Below are 17863 nucleotides of genomic sequence, written 5' to 3'. Positions count from 1 at the left end.
GATTTGCAATGACAGAAATTAAAGTGGATCATGTATTAGATAGTAAAGGAATGGCTTGTCCGATGCCTGTCGTAAAAACGCGTAAGGAGATTGATCAGTTAGAGCCAGGAAAAGTGTTATTAGTCGAAGCGACCGACCCTGGATCCAAAGCAGACTTGAAAGCTTGGTCTGAGCGTGGAGGACACCAATATTTAGGGGTTGTCGAAGAAGATGATGTCATTAAACATTATATCCGTAAAGCTTCAACAGACGAAGCTAATGAAGAGACGACACATGAAAATAAAGTGGATAATGAACAACTGAAGCAGAAATTGACAGCAGAAAATGTTACGTTAGTTGATGTGCGTGAGCCAGCTGAATATGCTTTCGGTCACATACCGAGTGCTGTATCGATCCCATTTGGTGAATTAGAAGCTCGTTTAAACGAGATTAAAAAAGATCAAGCAGTTTATGTCGTATGCCGAACTGGAAATCGTAGTGATTTAGCTGCACAGTTATTGACTGAAAAAGGTTTCGAGAACGTCTATAATGTTGTGCCGGGGATGAGTACTTGGGATGGAGATATAGACCGTAGTGAATAATCGACTCGTCTAAGGGCGGGTTTTCATTTTACAAATTTTAATACCATAGGGGGTATTTTTAGATGTCTATTCAAACAATGAATGTAAAAGAAGTAGCGAAAAAAGCTTTAAATAAAGAACAATTGTTTATTCTAGATGTAAGAAACGAAGATGACTTTAATGATTGGAAAATTGAAGGCGAACAATTTAGCTATGTAAATACACCATATTTTGACTTGATTGACGGTATTGATCCAATCAAAGACCAATTGCCAACAGACCAAGATATTTTGGTTGTTTGTGCAAAAGGCGGCTCTTCTGAGTTTGTTGGTGAGATGCTAGTTGAAGAAGGTTATGAAAATGTTTACTCATTAGAAGGTGGCATGAAAGCTTGGAGTGAACATTTAGAGCCTATAAAAGTAGCTGATTTAACAGATGGTGGCGAGCTATATCAATTTGTTCGTTTAGGTAAAGGTTGCTTATCGTATATGATTATTTCTGGAGATGAAGCGGCAACGATTGATGCGGTACGAATGACGGATGTGTTTGTTGATTTCGCTAAAGAAAAAGGTGCTAACATCACACACGCGTTAGACACGCACTTACACGCCGATCACATTTCTGGCGGTCGTCGTTTAGCTGAAGAGACAGGAGCAACGTACTGGTTACCACCAAAAGATGCAACAGAAGTTCAATTTGAATATAAGCCATTAAATGATGAGGATGTTATTCAAGTTGGTTCATCAAATATTGATGTCCATGCACTTTACTCACCAGGGCATACGATTGGATCGACTTCATTTATCGTAGATGATCAATATCTATTGTCAGGCGATATTTTGTTTGTTAATTCCATCGGTCGTCCAGACTTGGCAGGTAAGGCAGAAGACTGGGTAGGAGATTTACGTGAAACACTATACAGTAGATATAAAGAAGTATCTTCTGACTTATACGTTTTACCAGCTCACTTCATGACGAACGATGAATTGAATAACGATGGTTCTGTCGGTGAGAAGCTAGGAACTCTATATGAAAAGAACCACGGATTAAACGTTGAAGATGAGAATGAATTCCGTAGCATGGTAACAGAAAACTTACCACCACAACCAAATTCACACCAAGAAATTCGCGAAACGAATATGGGTAAAATTTCACCAGATCACGATCGACAACGTGAAATGGAAATTGGACCAAACCGTTGTGCGATTCAGTAAAAGGAATGGAAGGATTGAGGCTCGTCCTTAATCCTTCCTTCTTATGAAGTGGGGGAGATTTCATTGGAATATAGCATTTTGTTTCTATTACTGATTTTTATCATTGGCTTTGTCGGTTCATTCATCTCGGGAATGGTCGGAATCGGTGGCTCCATTATTAAGTATCCAATGCTTTTGTATATACCATCAATATTAGGTTTTGCTGCTTTTTCAGCACATGAAGTTTCTGGGATAAGCGCCATTCAAGTATTCTTTGCGACCATTGGAGGTGTCTGGGCTTATCGTAAAGGCGGATATTTAAATAAACAACTTATTATTTACATGGGTGTCAGCATTTTAATCGGTAGCTTTATCGGTGGTTTTGGTTCTCGTTTTCTATCAGAAGGATCCGTTAACTTTGTCTATGCCATCCTTGCGACCATCGCAGTCGTTATGATGTTTTTGCCGAAAAAAGGATTGGATGATCAATCGTTCGATGAGGTTATATTCAATAAAATGTTAGCATCTAGTCTAGCATTGGCAGTTGGTATTGGAGCCGGAATAGTTGGTGCAGCCGGAGCATTTATTTTAGTGCCGATTATGTTAATCGTCCTGAAAATTCCTACACGAATGACAATCGCATCATCTTTAGCGATTACATTTATATCATCGATCGGTTCGACAGCAGGTAAATTAATGACCGGTCAAATTCTTTTCGTTCCTTCTGCAGTCATGATTGTTGCTAGCTTAATCGCAGCTCCAATCGGTGCGATGATGGGTAAGAAAATGGATACAAAAATCTTACAGTGGATTTTATCTGTATTGATTTTTGCTTCAGCGATTAAAATATGGTTGGAATTTATTTAATAGACCATATATTTTGGAAATGGGCGCATATATTCCGTATATGGGCCCATTTATTTTGCTGGTGGGCACATAAATCTATCAAAATATCTCCGAATCTCATAAGTTAAGAACCATTTCTCAACCGGCCACAAAGTCTCATCAGTTTATCAACCAAATCATTAATTAATCTGTCCAAAATTAAGCACCGGTATTTACCTACAAAGGAAAATAGTATATGTTTGAATCATAATGAAATCGTAAAAGAGGTCGTATACTAATGAATAGTTCTGGTCAAACGAATAAAAAGAATGTTTGGCTCATAATCATAGGTTTTATATTGCTATTGGCCCTATTACGCATGGTTTGGATGACGATTTTTGTTCCAAGCGAAGCGGATCGGCCCGCAATTGAGGAAGGGTTATTGGATCTAAGCGATACTTCGATCATCGATGGACAAACGGTCAACTTGGATGGGGAGTGGCGATTTTTTCCAAATCAGCTTTCGTCCGATCTGGGGGAGGCGTACTCGACGGTCGACGTTCCAGGCCAATGGTCCGAGAGCTCAGCGGAGGAAGATTCATCGGTTGCCTATGGTACATATGAACTGACTATCTTAGTAGACCCTGACCAACCGTGTACATATAGTTTACATTTTCCGAGCATCAGGAATGCTTCGGCTTTATTTGTTAATGGACAACAGGTCGAACAGTCGGGAACAATCGCTACGTCCAAAGCGAATTATGTTGCAAAAAACTTACCCTATACAGCTACATTTTCACCGAATGAGGATGGGTTCATCACGATTCAGTTACAGGTTGCCAATCATTTGAACCCCTCTGATGGCGGAATCGTCCGTTCGGTTAAATTCGGAGAAACCTCTCAAGTGCTTTCCGAGAATCAATCATCCTATACTATGCAGTTAATCATTTTCGTCGCGTTTGTACTTTGTGCCATTTATGCAGTCAGTTTGTTTTTCATCAATGATCGAAATTGGTCATTCATACAAGTCTCATTATTATTATTTGGCGCAATCGTTACCCATTCATTGGGAAGTGATGAAAAACTCTTGGCTGTCTGGTTAGACCTTGATTATCTATGGAACTTGAAACTAGCGAACGCAGCATCGGTCGGATTGGTATTCGCTTTATGGCTGTTAGTGAAAAATACTTCGTTAACGATCAATCAAAACGCGCAACGAATCATTGCTTATCTCACAATTGTTTTGACGATTGCGATTTTTGCTATGCCAGTTCAATCGTTGGAGCAATTACAAGGTTTCTTTAGTCTGTTTTTTATCGTAGCATTGGTTCTCGCAATCATTCTACTGTTCAAAAACCAAAGTAAAAACAGCGTATGGATGCAACTTGCCTTAATCGCTCTATTAAATAGTTATATCTGGTGGGGAATTTGGAATATACAAGGGATCAACACGTATTTTTATCCGATTGACTTACTGGTTACTATCGGCTGTTTTACGATGATGTGGATCATTCAATATGCTGGACTATATAAAAATTCTCAGGAGCAAGCATATCGATTACGAAAAATTTCTGATGAAAAAGATGAATTTCTGGTCAAAACATCACATGAATTAAGAAATCCACTACATAGCATGTTGAACTTGACGCAAACGACCATTGAGCGAAACAAAGATCGATTGGATCAACGAAGTGTAAAAGAATTGGAGACGGTTTTGATTTCTGGTAACCGTCTATCTCTATTGCTTGATGATTTATTTGAAATAGCTAATTTGAAAATAACCAAGCCAACAATCTCTCCTTCACCGTTTCGCCTCCAGTCGATTGTGGGCGGGGTTCTTGACATGTTCCGATATACGATCAATGAAAATAAGGTTCAACTGGTGAACCGGGTTCCTGACGATGTGCCGGTAGTTCATGCAGATCAAAACCGAATCATTCAAGTGTTGTATAATCTCCTTCATAATTCGGTTAAATACACGGATGAAGGTGAGATTACCGTAGATGCTCGAGTTGAAAACGACAAGGTCGTTGTTACGATCTCAGATACTGGCATCGGTATGGACGAGGAGACTGTCCAACAAATCTTTGATCCCTATCATCAAGGAAGGAACACACGTAACCAATCGGAAGGTTTTGGGCTTGGACTGAACATCAGTAAGCAATTAGTCGAACTGCATGGTGAAGAGATTTCTATTGATTCGGAAAAAAACGAAGGAACCATTGCTAGATTTACATTGCCGATCAGTGAGGAAGAGATTCCTGAAATTTCGTCTGCTGTAAAACCATTTTTGCCTAAAAAGCGTTCAGTAGATCCTGTTCAAGGTGAATCTGATGACTTGCATTCGAAAATATTAATCATTGATGATGATCTGGTGAATCTGAATGTCATTGAGTCTGTACTATCAGAGGAAAACTATGAGCTGATGGGTGTTCAGCACGTCGAAGAGTTTATGGATTATCTGGATAACGAGCAATGGGACTTATTGATTATCGATGTCATGATGCCAAGGATGTCAGGGTATGATCTGACGCGAAAAATCCGAGAACGTTACAATCAAACTGAGCTTCCGATTCTATTATTGACAGCGAGAAACCACCCGAATGACATTGATACAGGCTTTCGGGTTGGCGCAAATGACTATATTACCAAACCAGTAGAGACAAAGGAATTGAGAGCCCGCGTCCGCCACCTCACAAATTTGAAAAAGATGACTCAGGAACAATTAGCGCTTGAGACAAGGTGGTTGCAAGCTCAAATTCGACCTCATTTCATTTTTAATACATTAAATACGATCAATGCATTAAGTATGATGGATGCTGCAAAAACACAAAAGTTAATTGATGAATTCAGTAAGTTTTTGAGAAACAAATTTGATTTTGACGCGGCCTATAAATGGATCACAGTGGATGAAGAGGTTTCGATCGTTCGTTCTTATCTATATATCCAGCAGGTTCGTTTCGGTGATAAACTGGATGTAAGGTGGGAGATCGGTGATATTGAAGGTTTTCAATTACCGGCTTTAACCATTCAACCGATTGTGGAAAATGCAATTCAACACGGAATTATGAAACAACCGGATGGTGGTAGAATCGAAATAAAAGTCTTTCGAAAAATAGATTATTTGAGGATTATCATAAAGGATGATGGTGTTGGAATGGAAGACTCGGTCATTCAATCGATTGAAGATCATGAGACAAAAGGTGTTGGACTGTTAAATACAAATAAACGGCTCATCAAACATTTTGGCGAAGGTTTGAAGGTGAGAAGTAAACAAGGAATCGGTACTGTCATTGCTTTTAATATAAATTCTTTTCCTACTCAATCAACTGGAGGTGGATCTGTTGAAAGCCGTGCTCATAGATGATGAACCGTTGGCGTTGGATTACCTGGAACATTTGTTGAATAAAATAGCTGAATATGAAATCGTTGGGAAGTATACGAATCCTATCGAGGCGAAAAAAGCTTTGACCGAAATGAAAGTGGATGTTGTGTTTTTGGACATTGAAATGCCTGGTTTAAACGGAATTGAATTGGCTGAAAAGATCACCGAAATGAACCCAAACTCCTCCATTGTGTTTGTAACAGCCTTTGATCATTTTGCGATTAAAGCATTTGAACTGAATTCACTCGATTATTTGTTAAAACCGATTCAATTCGAACGAATACAATCCACGACTAAGCGACTGAAAAAGCAGATGGATCTGTTGAAAAATCACCGTCAAACAGAAGAAGAATCTCTACACATCCAATTATTCAGAGACCCGTCAATAGTTCGTGATGGCCGAGCAGTCTCATTGAAGTGGAGGACATCAAAGGCCCAGCAACTCTTTTTCTACTTGATCCATCATCGGGACCGAATGGTCAGTAAATCAGAATTGATTGAACTGCTTTGGCCAGATTTTATCATCGAAAAAGCACAAACGCAGTTATACTCGACTGTTTATCAGGTGAGAAAAACAATCAAGATTTTCAAGGAAAAAATTTCAATCCTCAGTGAGGGAAATGGATATCGTATAGCATTGAAGGATGTAAAAGTAGATGTTGATCAATTCGAACAGCTTCTCAGACTGAATGAGTCCGTTTGTGAGGAAAACATTGAAGAATATGAACGAGCATTAACCTTTTTCACAGGAGAATATTTTCAAGGCTATGATTTCATTTGGGCGGACAATGATCAATTTCGCATGAGAATGCTTTGGCTTACTTCAAAAATGAAGGTGATCGATTGGTATCGTCAAAATCAACAATTGGACGAAGCGTTGAAACACGCTTTCGAAATTTATCAACGGTATCCCATGGAAGAAGAAGGCTATTTTGAATTAATGAAAACATATGCTGCCGACGGAAAAACGATGCTCGTCAATCAATATTATCATGAGTTGACCAATATGTTAGAGGAAGAATTGGATGTTGGACTAAGTGAAAAAGTGATCGATTGGTACGAGAGTCAGATCGGTTCACTAAATAAAAAATAATGTCGAAACTGGAGCGCTGAATCGATAGCGCTCTTTTTTCATGAAGAAAATTAGCAATGTATAGTTTCTGTATACTCTTTTCTAGTAATTTATAAGCAGATAAAATCAAAATTTAGTCAATGTAAACTTAAATTTTCTACATATACAGTAGGACTAGAAAGGGGCATATATAATGAAACGTACAATCGCGTTATCAGTCATTTTCCTAATGATGTTACAAACATTTACGACCAGTTTAGGATTGACCGGACAACCAACAAATGAGAAGGAAGATGACAGTGTATTTACAGAAATGACAGTAGAGGAGAGTGAAACAGAGGAGGGGGCTGCGCAGCTCCATGTTCAATGGGATGTGAACGGTAAAGACATCCAGTATGAATACACTGAATCGTTCACTGTTCCAGAGGACGTCTTGATTGAACAAGATCAAGATGGAACACTTCAAATTGAAGATGTTGAAGTCGGTACGTTTACTGCTTCTACTGAAGGCCTTGTAGAGGTGTTTTTTAATGAGGAAATTGAGGGTGCTCCAGAAGCAAGCGGGCAATTTACAGTAGATGTGACCTTGACGAATGTTAACGAAGAAGTTAATGAAGAGCCAGCCGTAGAGGAGGAGTTTGAAGAGTCAGCGAGTGAATCTCATATGGATGAAAATGGTAAGGATTCAGTAGATGGATCTGACACTATTACGGATGAAGAGGAGCAAGAAGCGGCGGATGAAGAGGTGCAAGAAGACCAAGATGAACAAGGACAGAATGAAAAAGGCGGAGAGGATTCATCAGCAACCTCTCAAAAAGATTCGCAGCAAAAAGATGAGTCGGCGGTAAATCCAACTGATGAAACAGAAGAAACAAAGGATGCTGGCCAAGGAAAAATTCAGTCTCATTCATCCAGTGAAGTACTGAATAGCGAAATAACTGAAAACATAATTACAGGTGTAACCTTGCAAAAGATCATGAATGGTGAAAACGAGGAACTAACACCAGGAGAGCCGATCATAATCGAACCTCCATATAATCGCTTGGACGTTAATATGACCTATAAATTCAAGCTACCCAATGGACATAACTATGGGGATGGTTCTACTTATACGATTGAAGTTCCGGAAGTGTTTTCGATTCCACAAGTGGCTGAACCAGAAGAACTGTCGCTAGGCGATACAGTTTTTGGTTCATTTACAACAAATGGAAATAACATTGAAATCAAATTCAACGAGCAAATTACCAATCACTCAAACATTGCTGGTGAGATTAAGCTAAAAGCTTCGTTCGATGAAGACTATAATGGACCAGCAGAACCTGGCCCGATCACCATACCAATCAATGGTGAAGAATCGCTTGAATTTCCTATCAAATTCATACCGTCCGGTTCTTCAATAGATAAAAACGGTGTTCCAAATAAAGACTATAATACCGAGACAATCACTTGGACAGTAGATTTCAATAAAAACTTGCAAACGATAGAAAATGCTGTACTAAATGATGAAATAACTGAAGGAGATCATTCGTTTGTAAATGGTACGATGCACGTTTATGAATTAGAAATGAATGCTGACGGAACTGTTGTTAGTGAAACAGAAGTGACGGAAGAATTTAGTACTGGATTCCCCCTTGAATTGGGAGAAATCGATTCTGCCTACCGGGTCGTTTATGACACGGAAGTGAACGATCGGACTGGGGAAAGTTATACGAATAAAGCAACATTAAATGGAAATAATATCGACCCTTTAGATGCTGAAGCGTCAGTTGCTGTAACACGTGGTCAACCATTGGAAAAAGATGCTATTGAATATGATGATGTAGCACAGACAATTGATTGGGAAGTTAAGTATAACTATGATGAGAAAGCGATTGACGAAGGAAATGCCAAGCTGACTGATGTTTTTGGAAAGAATCAACAATTAGTAGATGATAGTTTTGAAGTGTTGGAAGTTTCAATTAACCCTAATACAGGAGAGGAAGCGAGTACGGAAACGATTGATGAATCACGATATACGATGACTAAAACGGATGAAGGTTTTGAATTGCAATTTCAAGATTCAATTAATGAACCGTATAAAATTTTATATCAAACCACGGTTGTAGATCGAGTTGACGAAGGATTTACAGTTGAAAATGAAATTAAAGATGAATTTGATAATATTATAAGTGGCGGTCAGTTTGTCAGCCAAGGAATCTTCACGAAGTCTCACGACGGAAATACTAATTACAATGCAAAAGAGACGAATTGGCGTATTGAAATCAATCGAGATGAACATGTGATGGAAGACGTGGGTGTGTTTGATACATTACCGAACGGTTTTACACCAAAGAACCTTGAAGTGACCCACGGTGGGAATGAATGGGCAGAAGGTAACCATTTTACTTTTGATTTTGCCGAAGACACCGGTAAAATTGAGATTAATTTTAATCAAATCTTAACTGAAAAAGTGGTCATTACTTATACCACTGAAATTGATTTTGATAAAGCGGATCTTTCAGAGGGAAGTTTCGTCAATAATGCTTCCTTAGAGTGGATTCCGGAAAACGAAACCCAAAAAGTAACGAAAACAGGAACAGCAACATTTACACCTGATGAATACACACAAAATAATGGGTTTAAAAATGGTTCCTATAATCCAGCAACAAAAGAAATTACTTGGAGAATTGGCGTTAACTACAATAAAGAAACGTTAGAAAATGTTGAGGTAGAAGACATTATTCAAGGCGAACAAAACTTTGACATTAATAATGTTGCTGTATACAAGATGGAGTTGACAGGTGAAGAAAAGGGTTACAGCAAAGGGGAAGATGTGACTGACCAATTCAGTCTCACTGATATTTCAGGTGAAAATGACGAGCCTGGTTTTAATGTAGATTTTGGGGATATCGACTCTCCTTACCTGATTGAATTTACAACAGACTTAAATGACATGTTAATTGAGCGATCATATAAGAATGAGGCATTGATTACGGTTGATAATTCTGATGATATTCAAGTTGATGCAACGGTTAGTCCTGATCATGGAGGAGAATATACCAATAAAGAAGCTTCTCAAAATGGGCGTATAGTCAATTGGGATATCCGAATCAACTATACGCAATCAACGGTAAACAATCTCTCACTTACAGATACACTGAGTATCAACCAAAGATTGTTGCCTGAGACTATCAAGGTGTATGACACAACCGTAACGGAATCAGGGATTTCCCAAAACGACGATCCGTTAGAGGAAGGCAATGACTATAAAATAACGATTACAAAAAATGAAAGTGGGCAAGACCAGTTCACCATTGAATTCATGGAAGAAGTAATTGATAAGCCGTATGTGTTGGAATATGACTCGTATATCCTCTATGCGGGTGAAGATAAAAGTATTTCAAATGAATTGAAGTTCGATGCTGAACAAACAGGAGAACTTGATACCGATTCGAACATTCTCAGAGAGATCGATTTCTCAACGATTTCTGGAACAATCTACGGTGAGGTTGGTTCACTTCAAGTAACCAAAGTAGATGCGGATGACTCTGACACGACACTTGAAGGAGCGATCTTCGAGTTGTACGACGAAACAGGAGAAGTATTGATTGATTCGGCAACAACGGATGCTGATGGGGTCGTGACTTTTGAAAACCTATTGCATGCTGACTATCAATTGAAGGAAGCAGAAGCCCCAGAAGGTTATGTTGTCGGAATAGATGATACAGAAACCGTGACAGTTGATTCAGAGTTATCAGAGCATACAGTTGAAAACCATGAGATAAAGAGACATGTTCAGCTAACTAAAGTAGATGGAACAGATGGAACGGAATTATCAGGTGTCAAATTTGAGTTGAGAAATGCAGATGATGATCCTGATGATCCTCCAGTCCAAACTTTAACTACAAATGAAGAGGGTATTATCTTTGAGGAAGATTTAGAACCAGGTGAATATTACTTTATTGAAACAGACCCTGCTACGCATTATCAAGTTAATGGTAATAAATATGATTTTAAAATTGAAGAAGAGCAAATTGAAATTGATACTATCGAGGTTGAAAATGAATTAATCCCTGGCAGTGCTCAAATCACAAAAGTTGATGCCGACCATCCATCTGTTGGTTTGCAGGGTGCTGTATTTGAAATACAAGATGCAAATGAAGTTGTTGTTAGCACTGTAACTTCTGATGAAAAAGGGCTGGTGGAGACTGGTGATTTGCGACCAGGTGAGTATAAATTAGTAGAGACTAAAGCGCCTCATGGTTTTTCAGTGAATGATACACCTATTGGTTTTACAATTGATCGCAGTGAGGAAGAAAATCCGGAACCTTTAGAATTAGGGGTAATTGAAAATAGTGTCAAAACGACTTCAATTGAATTGACAAAACAGGATAGCATCAATGGGCAACCACTGGAGGGTGCAGAATTTGAAATAACATACGCAGGTGGAGATTACCCTTTAGATAGTCCACAAACTGAAACGACAAATATAAATGGTAAGGTCATTTTTGAAAACTTAAAACCAGGGACTTATGAAATAACTGAAGTTGGATCGCCATCTGGTTATGTTGGAAATTCTAATTCATTTGAAGTTGAAGTTTCTTTAGATGATGTTGAAGATGAGGATTCGGTACCTGTTCAGGTGTCAAACACTCCTTATGCAGAAGTAACATTGCAAAAGGTCGATGCTGATACGAATTACAGTTTAGAAGGTGCAAGATTTGATGTGGTAAATGCTGGAACAGACGAATCTATTGAAGGTTTTACCGGTTTAACGACTGATTCAGAAGGAAAGCTAAGTATCACTGGCTTGCCAGAGGGCACATATCAGCTTTTAGAAACACAAGCGCCATCTGGTTACGAAATTCAAGGGGATGGTTTAACGCAGGAATTTACAGTAACTTCTGGTACAGAAACAAAACAAATTGAACTAGGAAACTTCGAAAATGACATCATCACCGGCTCCGTTAAATTAACGAAAACGGATGGGGACTCAAATGAACCTTTAGAGGGTGTGGAATTCAGATTAGATGCCATTTCTCTAGAAAATGATGGAACATATGGGGAAACGACTCATTTCACGGATGAGAATGGAGAAATAAATGTTGAAGACCTCCGTCCAGGCACGTATGTTTTTGAAGAGGTTGCTCCTTTGGACGGGTATCAACCCTATTGGGGAGATACTGAATTTACGATTGATTTCGGTTCTGACAAGGAAGTACCAGTTGAAGTGGTCAATTATGAGTTAGTCGATGTAGAAGTTTCAAAAGAATGGAATGACGGTGACAACGAAAGTCTTCGTCCAGAATCGATCACCGTAGATATCCTTCAAAATGGAACGGCACTTGAAGACCAATCTATTGAATTAAATGAAGAAAACGACTGGTCTGGTACTTTCGAAGATTTAGACGCCGTTGATTCAAATGGAGAAAAGTACGAATACACAGTTGAAGAGAGGGACGTAGAAGGGTACCAAAGACAAAAAATCTCAGGTAACGCAGAAGACGGATTTACAATCACAAACGTACCTGAAACGTCCATTGACGTCGAAAAAGTTTGGAAAGATGAAAATTCAGCTGACCGTGAACCGGTTACCATTCATTTGCAACGGAATGCAGATGAAGATTATAGAACAGTAACCTTTGACGGCAGCGAAGATAGTCAAAGTCATACTTTCGATAATTTGCCGGTGTACGCACTAGATGGTGAGCTTTATAGATATGAAGTAATTGAAGTTGATCCGGGAGATAACTATACTTCTGAACGCTCTGGTAATAATGACGAAGGCTATACATTTACAAATGTTCGTTCCGAGAAGATGGACATTGAGATAACAAAAGAGTGGCTGGATACAGAAGAAACCGCCGATCGTCCAGAGAGTATTACTGTCAATTTAATTAAATTGAAAGAAAACAACGAGAGAGAAACAGTTAAATCTGTAGTTATCGGTCCTGATGAAAATGGTAATTGGCAACATACGTTTACTGACATTGATAAATTTGACGGTGAAGGCCAAACCATCGAATACACAATAGAGGAAGAAAATGTACCAGGTTATTCTACCGTCGTTACTCCAATAGGCGATGACTATACGGAATTTAAAATCACAAACGTCCGAACTGGAACGACATCCTTCTCCGGTACGAAAACGTGGCTCGATGACAATTCACCAGATCGTCCTGAGGAAATTACCGTAGAGCTTAAACGAGAAGGCGACGATGATTTTGTTCAAGAACAAACAGTGACAGCTGAAGAAAATTGGGAATATAGTTTTGGTGGATTGGCTTCGTATAACGACAACGGTGAAGCTTATGAATATTACATTCAAGAAAAACCTGTTGTCGGTTATGAACCAACCATTGATAGGTTTGATATCACAAACATCAGAACCGGAAAAATAGATGTCGAAGGCACCAAAACATGGCTAGATGAAGAAGGAACAGCCAATCGCCCAGAAGAAATCACTGTAGTCTTGACCCGTGAAGGGGACTTGGAATTCAGAGAAACACAGACGGTGAACGCGGAAGATGATTGGTCATATAGTTTTGAGAATCTAAATCAATACGATGAGCAAGGTGTGGAGTATGAATATATCATCGATGAAGAACCGGTAGATGGATATGAGAAAGAAGTCGACGGTTATGACCTAATTAACACACGTTCGGACCAAACATCTATTACAGTTTCGAAAGAATGGTTGGACGATGAAAACGCGACGAATGACCGACCAGCTCAAATTACGGTCGAGCTTTATCGTAGTGACAATGAGGATCAGGCTGTTGATACAAAGGTTATTCGCCCAGAAGATGATTGGGAGCATACTTTTAATCAGCTGGCATTATTCGATGATGAAGGACAGCCATACACGTATGAGGTGAAAGAATTACCAGTGGATGGTTATAAAACAACTCAACAGGAAACGCCGGATGGGATTCAAATTACCAACGTACGTGAAGGAGTCATCTCGATTGATGTGTCAAAAGAATGGAACGATGGTGGTCAGGTAGATTTACGCCCTGAAGAGGTAGAAGTGGATTTATACCGAAACGGTGACCCTTTTCAATCCGCCACCATTTCTTCAGATGAAGAAGGTCAATGGCAGCACACATTCTCCGATTTGGATGAATTCGACGATAACGGGGTTGCTTATGAATACACCGTAAAAGAAAAGCCTATGGATGGTTATAAACAAGAAAGCATTTTCGGTGATAAGCAGAATGGATTCGCCATTACGAACGTGTCAACAACTTCTGTTGATGTCACAAAAGAATGGTTAGATGATGAGGATGATACCGAGCGTTCGGATGAAGTAACGATCGAATTACATCGAAATGGAGAATATTTGACGGAAGAAACGATTGATGAATCAAGTGAATGGCAGCATACATTTGAGAATCTGGCGGTATATGATCCAACAGGAGATCGATATGAGTATACAGTTGAAGAAAAAGGGCTAACTGATCATTATAATCTTTCCAGTATTACTGGAAACTCAGAGGAAGGATTTATTGTCAGCAATGTCCGTGTCGGGACTACTGAAGTTGAAGGCACGAAAACATGGAATGATGACAATGAAGAAGATCGACCGGACTCTGTAACCGTGAATCTACTGAGAAATAATGCTGTCATCGATACGAAAAATATCTCTGCTGAGGATAATTGGAGGTATCATTTCGGTGATTTAGACAAATATGATGAAGATGGCGTCATTTATGAATATAAGATTGCCGAAAAGGATGTCGAAGGCTATGACTCGGACAATGATGGTTTCAATTTAATCAATACGAGATCTGAGCAAAAAGATATTGTCGTCACAAAAGGTTGGCTAGATGACAATTCAGAAGAACGACCGAGCGAAGTAACAGTTCACTTACTTCAAAATGGTGACGTTTTTGAAACGGTGACCGTCAAAGAAGAAGACGATTGGACGTACACTTTTGAAGATCTTGAAGCTTTTGACGAGAATGGTCAGGCATATACGTACACGGTTGAAGAAGAGCCGGTAGAAGGTTATGAAACAAGCATCGACGGATTTAATATTACGAACCTCCGTGTAGGTGAGACTTCTGTTGAAGGCGCCAAAACATGGCTGGATGATAACAATCCGGAGCGACCAGAAGAAATTATGGTCCAATTAAAGCAAAACGGAAATGTAATTGATACGAAACAAGTAAGTGAGGAAACAAATTGGCAGTATCAATTCACTGGCTTGGATCAATTTGATGACGAGGGTGTAGAGTATGATTACACCATTGATGAAGAAGAGGTCGAGGGATATACGAAGGAAACTGATCAACATGATCTAACAAACACTCGCTCTGGGAAGACTGACGTGACTGTGACAAAAACATGGTTAGATGATGATTCAGAAAATCGTCCAGAATCCATCAAAGTTTATCTGAAACAAAACGATCAAATTGTTCAAGAAGCAACGATTACTGCATCTGATCAGTGGTCCCATACATTCTCAGATTTGGACCAGTATGATAACGAAGGTGTTGAATATACGTATAGTATCCAAGAGGAACCAATCTCTGGTTACGAAACAACCATCAACGGATTTGACATCACAAACCTCCGTGTGGGTACAACATCAGTAGCAGGTGAGAAAATTTGGTTGGATGACAACTCAGATGAGCGACCAGAATCCATCTCCATTTCCTTGTTACAAAATGGGGAAGTCATCGACGAACAAGAAGTTTCAGCTGAATTCAATTGGACCTATCGATTTGATGAGCTACCAGAATTTGATGAGAATGGTGTGGCTTATGATTATACGGTGGAAGAAGAGCCGGTTGATGGTTATGAATCGACAGTAGACGGCTATGATATTACCAATTTGCGTGTCGGCCAGACATCTGTATCCGGTGAGAAAACGTGGGTGGATGATGACTCCGAAGACCGTCCAGAACAGATTTCTGTGAATCTATTGGCAAATGGAACCGTTGTCGATACGAGAGTCGTTACGGCTGACGAGGATTGGAAATATCAATTCACAGACCTCGACAGATATGATCAGAATGGTGTCGAAATCGAATACACCGTCAAGGAACAAGATGTCCCAGGGTATCAATCAGAAGTAGATGGTTTTGACATCACGAATACAAGGTCTGAACAAAAATCGATTGAAATTACAAAGAGCTGGAAAGATGATGATTCTGAATCACGTCCAGCATCCATCACCGTCCATTTGCTGCAAAATGGAGAAGTGTATGACACGGTTGAAATCACAGAAGCGGATGGCTGGAGCTATGAATTTGATCAATTAGAATCATTTGACGAAAATGGTGTGGCTTATACGTATGCCATTGAAGAAGAACCTGTAGAAGGCTATGCATCCGAAGTCAACGGTTTTGATATCACCAATACCCGAATCGGGAAACATTCGATTGAAGTTTTGAAAGAATGGAAGAATGACGATGAAGAAAATCGTCCGGGATCGATTACGGTCCATCTCCTTCAAAACGGAATGGTGCTTGAAACGGTTGAATTAACCGCTGATACGGATTGGACGCACGAATTCTTAGATTTAAATCAGTTTGATCAAGAAGGAAGAGCGTATACGTATACGGTTGAAGAGGATGAAGTCGAAGGGTACGAGTCAGCGATTCACGAAACAGATTATGGATTTGAGATTGTGAATACGAAAACAGAGGATGTCAACGCAGACGATGATTCCGTCAAATCTGAAAGTGATGATACGAATCTTCCTAGAGCTGGGGAACGTTCAAGAGCGATCATGATCGGAATCGGTACAATCTTTATCGCATTAGCTGTTAGCATCATCGTTTTTTCCAGAAGAAAGAACGCTCAGTCAGAAGAGTAAATTCAATTTGATAGGAACCTAGCTGAGATGCTCTTGGCTAGGTTCTTCAAAAGGTGAGGGTTTATGAAAAAATGGCAATACGGGCTAGTCGGTACATTCTTGGTGCTTGGAGTATTTTTCATCGCAGCTCCCTTTCTGAAAGATTACATTATTGATCGAAATGTTGATAAAACCATGAATGAAATGAATCGACTCAATAGTGAAGACTTAAAAATGAATCGGGCAAAAGGCGGAAAAGAAGAAACTGTCAATGAACTACCGAGCGAAATGGATGTTTTTAAATCGATGAATTTCAAAGGTGATCCAGTCGCATTCATGTACATTCCGAGAACAGGTTTGAAATTGCCGATTTATGGGACTGTAAATAACACCAATTTGTTGTATGGTGCAGGCGAAATGAAAGATTACGAAGAGCTAGGACAAGGAAACTATTCAATTATTGGGCATCGAATGAAACAAGAAGGATTGCTTTTTCACGATATTCCCCGGTTGCAACATGGCGATATCGTTTATGTGACGGATATGGAAAGGGTATTCGAATATCGAGTGAATGATCCGAGTGTCATTGAAGAAAGTGAAACAGAGGTCATTCAAGATAATGGGAAAGATGAAATCACACTGCTGACGTGCGACATCCCGAGCGAACCGCATAATCGGGTCATGGTCCAGGGGGATTTGCGAATGATCTATGATTATTCGGAGGAAATCTTTAACTAAATATTAGGTGCGCCCCGATTTTCCAAATGAAGTTGGGTAGATTGCTTGAGTTGTCCAATAGAATGGTAACTTGTCCATTAAAGGTATTTTTTGTCCAATAGGATGGGTTATTGTCCATAAGAAATGCATTTTTGTCCAATAGAATCGTGATTTTGTCCATTAGAATCCAAATTTCGTCCAATAGCAGCCTAACTTTGTCCAATAGTACTCGCGGTTTGTCCAATAGAACGAGGTAATTTCCAATAGAAATCAAGTGATGAGTCCAGTAAAAAAGCGTTCGATCCCGTAACCACAACGGGAATCGAA

7 protein-coding genes are annotated in these 17863 nt (G+C 39.4%); all 7 read left to right on the top strand.

Features of this window, described 5'->3' with window-relative positions; translation table 11 throughout:
- The first annotated feature begins 8 nt into the window (after positions 1-8).
- Positions 9-581 carry a sulfurtransferase TusA family protein gene (locus tag KC820_RS02925; protein ID WP_212367883.1) on the top strand — a complete coding sequence of 191 codons (573 nt, stop codon included), beginning with the start codon at positions 9-11 and terminating at the stop codon, positions 579-581.
- A 62-nt stretch (positions 582-643) separates the two neighbouring features.
- The gene (locus KC820_RS02920; protein WP_212367881.1) at positions 644-1774 is read left to right on the top strand and encodes an MBL fold metallo-hydrolase; all 1131 of its coding nucleotides are present in this window, start codon (positions 644-646) and stop codon (positions 1772-1774) included.
- A gap of 63 nt (positions 1775-1837) precedes the next feature.
- Positions 1838-2620, top strand: coding sequence for a sulfite exporter TauE/SafE family protein (locus tag KC820_RS02915; RefSeq protein ID WP_212367877.1), 783 nt, complete (start codon positions 1838-1840; stop codon positions 2618-2620).
- A gap of 256 nt (positions 2621-2876) precedes the next feature.
- On the top strand, positions 2877-5945 hold the full coding sequence (locus KC820_RS02910) for a hybrid sensor histidine kinase/response regulator (protein WP_212367874.1): 3069 nt from the start codon (positions 2877-2879) through the stop codon (positions 5943-5945).
- Positions 5932-7056, top strand: coding sequence for a response regulator (locus KC820_RS02905; protein WP_274237397.1), 1125 nt, complete (start codon positions 5932-5934; stop codon positions 7054-7056). Before KC820_RS02910 ends, KC820_RS02905 begins: the two co-directional genes overlap by 14 nt.
- 172 nt (positions 7057-7228) lie before the next feature.
- The gene (locus KC820_RS02900) at positions 7229-16840 is read left to right on the top strand and encodes a Cna B-type domain-containing protein (protein ID WP_212367868.1); all 9612 of its coding nucleotides are present in this window, start codon (positions 7229-7231) and stop codon (positions 16838-16840) included.
- A gap of 63 nt (positions 16841-16903) precedes the next feature.
- Positions 16904-17557 (top strand): class A sortase, encoded by a 654-nt coding sequence (locus KC820_RS02895; RefSeq protein ID WP_212367865.1) that lies wholly within the window; start codon positions 16904-16906, stop codon positions 17555-17557.
- The last annotated feature ends 306 nt before the right edge of the window (positions 17558-17863 follow it).

The sequence above is a fragment of the Allobacillus saliphilus genome (assembly GCF_018138385.1).
GTDB lineage: Bacteria > Bacillota > Bacilli > Bacillales > Alkalibacillaceae > Allobacillus > Allobacillus saliphilus.
Note: the sequence above shows the minus strand (reverse complement) of the source record. Positions and strands in the feature narration are given on the sequence as shown.